Source organism: Pseudomonas sp. HMSC076A11 (genome assembly GCF_001810205.1).
In the GTDB taxonomy this organism is placed as follows: Bacteria; Pseudomonadota; Gammaproteobacteria; order Pseudomonadales; family Pseudomonadaceae; genus Pseudomonas; species Pseudomonas aeruginosa.
This window is the reverse complement of sequence record NZ_KV800299.1, coordinates 54289-61826: the sequence shown is the minus strand read 5'-3', so window position 1 is coordinate 61826 and position 7538 is coordinate 54289. Positions and strand designations below refer to the sequence as shown.

At 66.6% G+C, this 7538-nt stretch carries 7 protein-coding genes; all 7 read left to right on the top strand.

Annotated elements, in window-relative coordinates; genetic code table 11:
* Positions 1-685, top strand: a 685-nt coding sequence (locus tag HMPREF2716_RS12590) for an ABC transporter substrate-binding protein (protein WP_256548115.1), incomplete at its 5' end; no start/stop codon positions are given.
* Between the two features lie 224 nt (positions 686-909).
* Positions 910-2364, top strand: coding sequence for an OprD family outer membrane porin (locus HMPREF2716_RS12585; protein ID WP_003120938.1), 1455 nt, complete (start codon positions 910-912; stop codon positions 2362-2364).
* Positions 2365-2413: 49 nt separating this feature from the next.
* Complete coding sequence (locus HMPREF2716_RS12580; RefSeq protein ID WP_023518083.1) at positions 2414-4015, top strand: ABC transporter substrate-binding protein; 1602 nt, start codon at positions 2414-2416, stop codon at positions 4013-4015.
* 67 nt (positions 4016-4082) lie between these two features.
* On the top strand, positions 4083-5093 hold the full coding sequence (locus HMPREF2716_RS12575) for an ABC transporter permease subunit (protein ID WP_003105448.1): 1011 nt from the start codon (positions 4083-4085) through the stop codon (positions 5091-5093).
* Between the two features lie 11 nt (positions 5094-5104).
* Positions 5105-6016, top strand: coding sequence for an ABC transporter permease subunit (locus HMPREF2716_RS12570; RefSeq protein ID WP_003105451.1), 912 nt, complete (start codon positions 5105-5107; stop codon positions 6014-6016).
* Between the two features lie 52 nt (positions 6017-6068).
* Entirely contained in the window at positions 6069-7043 is a 975-nt protein-coding gene (locus tag HMPREF2716_RS12565) for an ABC transporter ATP-binding protein (protein WP_003094451.1), read from the top strand.
* On the top strand, positions 7043-7538 hold a 496-nt coding region (locus HMPREF2716_RS12560; protein ID WP_049263266.1), incomplete at its 3' end, for an ATP-binding cassette domain-containing protein. The genes HMPREF2716_RS12565 and HMPREF2716_RS12560, both read left to right, overlap by 1 nt.

Sequence of the window (7538 nt, the reverse complement as noted above, 5' to 3'; positions counted from 1 at the left end):
AGTACGCCAGGCGCTGGACATGGCGGTGAACAAGCAGGCCATCATCGACGCCGTCTACCAGGGTGCCGGGCAACTGGCGGTGAACGGCATGCCGCCGACCCAGTGGTCCTATGACGAAACCATCAAGGACGCCCCGTTCGATCCGGCCAAGGCCCGGGAACTGCTGAAGAAGGCCGGCATCGCCGAGGGCACCGAGATCACCCTGTGGGCGATGCCGGTGCAGCGTCCCTACAACCCCAACGCCAAGCTGATGGCGGAGATGATCCAGGCCGACTGGGCGAAGATCGGCATCAAGGCCAGGATCGTCAGCTACGAGTGGGGCGAGTACATCAAGCGCGCCCATGCCGGCGAGCATGACGCCATGCTGTTCGGCTGGACCGGCGACAACGGCGATCCGGACAACTGGCTGGCGACCCTCTACGGCTGCGACTCGATCAACGGCAACAACGTATCGAAATGGTGCGACGCGGCCTACGACAAGCTGGTCAAGGCTGCCAAGCGGGTCTCCGACCAGGACAAGCGCAGCGAGCTGTACAAGCAGGCCCAGCACATCCTCAAGGAGCAGGTGCCGATCACCCCGATCGCCCACTCCACCGTGTACCAGCCGATGAACAAGTCGGTGCATGACTTCAAGATCAGCCCCTTCTCGCGGAACGCCTTCTATGGCGTAGCCAACCAGCCCTGATGCCGACGCCACCCCGGTCGTGAAACGACCGGGGTGCAGAAGAACGGCACGACCCGTACTTCATTTCTTTGCTTTTCCTGCCCGTGTTCCAGAACGGCGCTGCGCGCGTTCCGCCAGGAGCGCTCGCCTCGCCGTATTCGACCGCCGCGCCCAGGCGCGGGCGAAACCGGCGCAAACCTGGTGGGTAAAACAGGTGCCATGACAACAATAAAGGGAGCAATCAGGTGATGAGATACCAACGAGTGACCGGCGCGACGCTGGGATTGGCCTTGATGGCATCGGCCGCGCCAGGCTGGGCAGCGGACGAGCAGGCAACCCCGCCGACCCCGGACAATCCCAGCTACGCCGCCCAGGTGCAGAGCATCCCCAGCGTGGAGAAACCGATCAAGGGCCAGGCCGGCGCCAGCGGGCTGTTCGAGGGGCAGAGCCTGACCCTGACCACCCGCAACTTCTACTCGCGGGAAAACATGAAGGACAGCTTCACCTTCCGCATTCCCAAGGCCGGCGGCGGCTCCCAGCGCATCCACCAGCGCAACGCCTGGGTCCAGGGCACGGTGCTCAAGTACAGCTCGGGCTACACCCAGGGCAGCATCGGCTTCGGCTTCGACGTCGCAGCCTTCAACGAGATCGCCCTGGAGCGCGGCAAGGGCCGCATCGGCGGCGGCGGCAACCGGACCCTGGCGAACAGCGATGGCGAGGCGATCGGCGAGTGGTCCAAGCTGGGCGTCGCCAACATCCGCCTGCGCGCCTCGAATACCGAATTCAAGGCCGGTCGCTTCCTGGTCAACACTCCAGTGTTCAGCTATATCGACAACCGTGCCCTGCCCTCCAGCTTCACCGGCTTCGCCGTGACCAGCGAGGAGCTGGACAACCTCAGCCTGCAGGCCGGCAGCTTCCGCAAGGTCAGCCCGCGGACCGGTTCCGGCGACGAGGACATGACCACCGAGTACGGCACCCGCCAGGTCAAGGGCGACCGCCTGAACTACCTGGGCGGCAACTACAAGCCGCTCGACGGGCTGGAAATCTCCCTCTATGGCTCGCATTTCCAGGACGTCTGGAACCAGTACTACCTGGGCGTGACCCACGACATCGGCGACCTCGAGAACGGCATCGCCCTGCGCACCGCCTTCAACGGCTACCACACCGGCGACACCGGCGCGCGCGAGGCCGGCTACATCGACAACGACACCTGGAGCCTGGCCTTCACTCTCGGCCATCGCGCCCACGCCCTGACCCTGGCCTACCAGCAGGTCGACGGCAACGAATACTTCGACTACGTGCACGAGACCTCGGCGATCTTCCTGGCCAACTCGATGCTGGCCGACTACAACAGCCCCAACGAGAAGTCCGCGCAGATCCGCTACGAGACCGACTGGAGCTACTACGGGGTCCCCGGCCTGAGCACCGGCGTGTGGTACGTGAAGGGCTGGGACATCGACGGCACCCACTACGACGGCGATCGCAACGGTGCCTACGGCAACTACGCCGAGGTGCGCGCCCAGGACGGCGAGAAGCACCACGAGCTGGGCCTGATGGCGGCCTACAAGGTGCAGAACGGGCCGATCAAGGACAGCACCTTCAAGCTCACCTACATGATGCACAAGGCCAGCCAGAACCAGGTCGACGGCAGCGTCAACGAACTGCGCCTGGTCAGCACCTTCCCCTTCAACCTGCTGTAAACCTGCGACAACCGGCGGCCCCGGCGACGGGGCCCACGAGGAGGACCCCATGCTCCATCCGTTGCTCCGACACCTGCCCCTGGCCCTGGCCCTGGCGCTATGCGCCGCCGGCGCGGCCCAGGCGAAGAACCTGGTGGTCTGCACCGAGGCCAGCCCGGAAGGCTTCGACATCGTCCAGTACACCGGCGCGGTGACCGCCGACGCCTCCGCGGAAACCGTGTTCAACCGCCTGCTCGCCTTCCGCCCCGGCACCACCGAGGTGATCCCGGGGCTGGCCGAGCGCTGGGACGTCAGCGCCGACGGACTGAGCTATACCTTCCACCTGCGCCCCGGCGTGAAATTCCATACCACCGACTACTTCAAGCCGACCCGGAGCCTGAATGCCGATGATGTGCTGTGGACCTTCCAGCGCGCCCTCGATCCGAAGCATCCCTGGCATGCCTCGGCGCTGCGCGGCTACGCCTACTTCGACGCGATGGGCATGGGCGAGCTGATCAAGTCGGTGGAAAAGGTCGACGAGCTCACCGTGCGCTTCGTCCTCAACCGTCCCGAAGCGCCGTTCCTGCGCGATATGGCGATGCCCTTCGCGTCCATCTATTCCGCCGAGTACGGCGACCAGTTGCTCGCCGCCGGCAAGCAGGGCCAGCTGAACAACCAGCCGATCGGCACCGGGCCGTTCGTCTTCAAGCGCTACGCCAAGGACGCCCAGGTCCGCTATACGGCGAACCCGGACTACTACGCCGGCAAGCCGCCGATCGACAACCTGGTGTTCGCCATTACCCTCGATCCCAACGTGCGCATGCAGAAGGTCCGTGCCGGCGAGTGCCAGGTCTCGCTGTACCCGAAACCGGAGGACGTGCCGCGCCTGAAGCAGGACCCGAACCTGGCGGTGGACGAGATCGATGCCCTGCTGACCACCTACATTGCCATCAACACCCAGCACAAGCCGCTCGACGACCCGCGCGTGCGCCAGGCGATCAACCTCGCGCTGGACAAGAAGGCCATGCTCGACGCGGTGTTCGGCCCCGGCGCGGCCAGTCCGGCGGTCGGTCCCTATCCCCCGACCCTGCTCGGCTACAACCATTCGATCCAGGACTGGCCGCACGATCCCGAACGCGCCAGGGCGCTGCTCAAGGAAGCCGGCGCGGAAAATCTCAGGATCACCCTGTTCATTCGCAACGGCACCTCGCCTACCATCCCCAACCCCGCCCTGGCGGCACAGATGCTGCAGGCAGACCTGGCCAAGGCCGGCATCCAGCTGACCATCCGTTCCCTGGAATGGGGCGAGCTGCTCAAGCGTTCGAAGGCCGGCGAGCACGACCTGTCGCTGCTTGGCTGGGCCGGCGACAACGGCGACCCGGACAACTTCCTCAGCCCGAACCTGAGCTGCGCCGCCGCCGAGTCGGGTGAAAACCAGGCGCGCTGGTGCGACAAGGACTTCGAGGCGCTGATGCGCAAGGCCCGCGAGGTGAGCGATCCGGCCGAGCGGGCGAAACTGTACGAGCAGGCCCAGGTGGTATTCCACGAACAGGCCCCATGGATACCGCTGGCCTACCCGAAGCTGTTCAACGTCCGGCGGAACACGTTGCAGGGCTACGTGATCAATCCGTTGAGCAACAACAACTTCGCCACCACCTCGGTGAAGCCGTAGAAGAACAAGGACCACAGCCCCGCCGCCAGCGGGGCGCACGGTCCGCGATGAGGAGTTACCCGCCAACATGCTTAGTTTCATTGCACGACGATTGGGGTTGCTGATCCCCACCTTCTTCGGCGTGACGCTGCTCACCTTCGCGCTGATCCGCCTGATTCCCGGCGACCCGGTGGAAGTGATGATGGGCGAACGTCGCGTCGATCCGCAGATGCATGCCGAGGCCCTGCACCGCCTGGGCCTGGACAAGCCGTTGTACCAGCAGTACCTGGACTACGTGGGCAACCTGGCACAGGGCAATCTCGGCGAATCGCTGACCACCCGCGAAGGCGTCTGGCACGAATTCCTCACCCTGTTCCCGGCGACCCTGGAACTGTCCCTGGCCGCCATGCTCTTCGCCGGCACCTTCGGCCTGCTGGCCGGGGTGATCGCCGCCCTGAAACGCGGTTCGCTGTTCGACCACGGGGTGATGACGGTGTCCCTCGCCGGCTATTCGATGCCGATCTTCTGGTGGGGCCTGATCCTGATCATGCTGTTCTCCGTGTCGCTGGGCTGGACGCCGGTGTCCGGCCGTCTCGACCTGCTCTACGACATCGAGCCGAAGACCGGCTTCATGCTGATCGACACCCTGCTTTCCGACGAACAGGGCTCGTTCCTCGATGCCGTGCGCCACCTGATCCTGCCGGCCATCGTGCTGGGCACCATCCCGCTGGCGGTGATTGCCCGCATGACCCGCTCGGCGATGCTCGAGGTGCTGCGCGAAGACTATGTGCGCACCGCCCGCGCCAAGGGCCTGTCGCCGGCCCGGGTGGTCTTCGTGCACGCCCTGCGCAACGCGCTGATTCCGGTGCTGACGGTATTCGGCCTGCAGGTCGGCACGCTGCTCGCCGGCGCGGTGCTGACCGAAACCATCTTCTCCTGGCCGGGCATCGGCAAGTGGCTGATCGACGCCATCAGCCGTCGCGACTACCCGGTGGTGCAGAACGGCATCCTGCTGGTCGCCACCCTGGTCATCCTGGTCAATTTCGTCGTGGACATCCTCTACGGCCTGGCCAACCCGCGCATTCGCCACCAACGCTGAGGAGGCAGCCGATGAACGCCATGCACAACGCTCCCGCCAGCGACCCGAGCCTGGTCTACCCGTCCCCGCTGAAGGAATTCTGGCAGGCCTTCGCGCACAACAAGGGCGCCCTCGGCGGCCTGCTGTTCATGCTGCTGATCGTGTTCTGCGCGCTATTCGCCCCCTGGGTCGCCCCCTACGATCCGAGCGAGCAGTTCCGGGACTTCCTGCTGACCCCGCCATCCTGGCTGGAAGGCGGCCAGGCGCGCTTCCTGCTCGGCACCGACGAGCTGGGCCGCGACCTGCTCTCGCGGCTGATCCACGGCGCCCGCCTGTCGCTGCTGATCGGCCTGTCCTCGGTGGTGATCTCGCTGATCCCCGGCATCCTCCTCGGCCTGCTCGCCGGCTTCTCGCCGAACCGTGCCGGGCCGCTGATCATGCGCCTGATGGACATCATGCTGGCGCTGCCGTCGCTGCTGCTGGCGGTGGCCATCGTGGCGATCCTCGGCCCGGGCCTGATCAACACCGTGATCGCCATCGCCATCGTCTCGCTGCCGGCCTACGTACGCCTGACCCGCGCCGCGGTGATGACCGAGCTAAACCGCGACTACGTCACCGCCTCGCGCCTGGCCGGCGCCGGCACCCTGCGACTGATGTTCGTCTGCGTGCTGCCGAACTGCATGGCGCCGCTGATCGTCCAGGCCACCCTGAGCTTCTCTTCGGCGATCCTCGACGCCGCCGCCCTCGGCTTCCTCGGCCTCGGCGTGCAACCGCCGACCCCCGAGTGGGGCACCATGCTCGCCTCCGCCCGCGACTACATCGAGCGCGCCTGGTGGGTGGTCAGCCTGCCCGGCCTGACCATCCTGCTCAGCGTACTGGCGATCAACCTGATGGGCGATGGCCTGCGCGACGCCCTCGATCCGAAACTGAAGAACGCGGCATGAGGAGCACAACCATGAACAGCGCATCCGTATCCGCGCCACAGGAGACCGCCGCATGAGCCTCCTCGATATCAAGAACCTCAGCGTACGCTTCGGCGACACCACCGCCGTGCCCGTGGTCGACGGCCTCGACCTGAGCGTCGACAAGGGCGAGGTGCTGGCCATCGTCGGCGAGTCCGGCTCCGGCAAGTCGGTGACCATGATGGCCCTGATGGGCCTGATCGACGCCCCCGGCTGGGTATCCGCCGATCACCTGCGCTTCGACGGCCACGACATGCTCACCCTCAAGGGCCGCCAGCGCCGGCGCATCGTCGGCAAGGACATGGCGATGGTCTTCCAGGACCCGATGACCGCCCTCAACCCCAGCTACACCGTCGGCTACCAGATCGAGGAAGTCCTCCGCCTGCATCTCGGCCTGCGCGGCAAGGCCCTGCGCCAGCGCGCCCTGGAACTGCTCGAACGGGTCGAGATCCCGGCCGCCGCCAGCCGTCTCGACGCCTACCCGCACCAGCTCTCCGGCGGCATGAGCCAGCGCGTGGCGATCGCCATGGCTATCGCCGCCGAGCCCAAGCTGCTGATCGCCGACGAGCCGACCACCGCCCTCGACGTGACCATCCAGGCGCAGATCATGGAGCTGCTGCTGAACCTGCAGCGCGACCAGGACATGGCGCTGATCCTGATCACCCACGATCTCGCCGTGGTCGCCGAGACCGCCCAGCGCGTCTGCGTGATGTACGCCGGCGAAGCGGTGGAGATCGGCGGCGTGCCGGCGCTGTTCGACCGCCCGACCCATCCCTACACCGAGGCGCTGATCAAGGCGATCCCCGAGCACTGTGCCGGCGAAGCCCGCCTGGCCACCCTGCCCGGCATCGTTCCGGGGCGCTACGACCGCCCGCGCGGTTGCCTGCTGTCGCCACGCTGCCCCTATGCCCAGGAGCATTGCCGCCAGGAGCGGCCGGCCCTGGAGGCACACGAGCGCGGCGCGGTGCGCTGCTTCTATCCGTTGAACCTGCTGAACGAGGTGGCCTGATGGAAACCGTTCTGACCGCCCGTGATCTGACCCGTCACTACGAAGTCTCCCGCGGCCTGTTCAAGGGCCACGCCCAGGTGCGCGCGCTGAACGGCGTATCGTTCGAACTGGAAGCCGGCAAGACCCTCGCCGTGGTCGGCGAGTCCGGCTGCGGCAAGTCGACCCTGGCGCGCGCCCTGACCCTGATCGAGGAACCCACCTCCGGCTCGCTGAAAATCGCCGGGCAGGAGGTCAAGGGCGCCAGCAAGGACCAGCGCCGGCAGTTGCGCCGCGACGTGCAGATGGTCTTCCAGAACCCCTACGCCTCGCTCAATCCGCGACAGAAGATCGGCGACCAGTTGGCCGAGCCGCTGCTGATCAACACCGCGCTGTCGCGCGAGGAACGCCGCGAAAAGGTCCAGCAGATGATGCGCCAGGTCGGCCTGCGGCCGGAGCATTACCAGCGCTACCCGCACATGTTCTCCGGCGGCCAGCGCCAGCGCATCGCCCTGGCCC

Bases quoted from the DNA above. Each gene is read 5' to 3' on its own strand.
- HMPREF2716_RS12580 (WP_023518083.1), top strand. From the start codon at position 2,414: ATGCTCCATCCGTTGCTCCGACACCTGCCCCTGGCCCTGGCCCTGGCG.
- HMPREF2716_RS12570 (WP_003105451.1), top strand. From the start codon at position 5,105: ATGAACGCCATGCACAACGCTCCCGCCAGCGACCCGAGCCTGGTCTAC.
- HMPREF2716_RS12565 (WP_003094451.1), top strand. From the start codon at position 6,069: ATGAGCCTCCTCGATATCAAGAACCTCAGCGTACGCTTCGGCGACACC.
- HMPREF2716_RS12575 (WP_003105448.1), top strand. From the start codon at position 4,083: ATGCTTAGTTTCATTGCACGACGATTGGGGTTGCTGATCCCCACCTTC.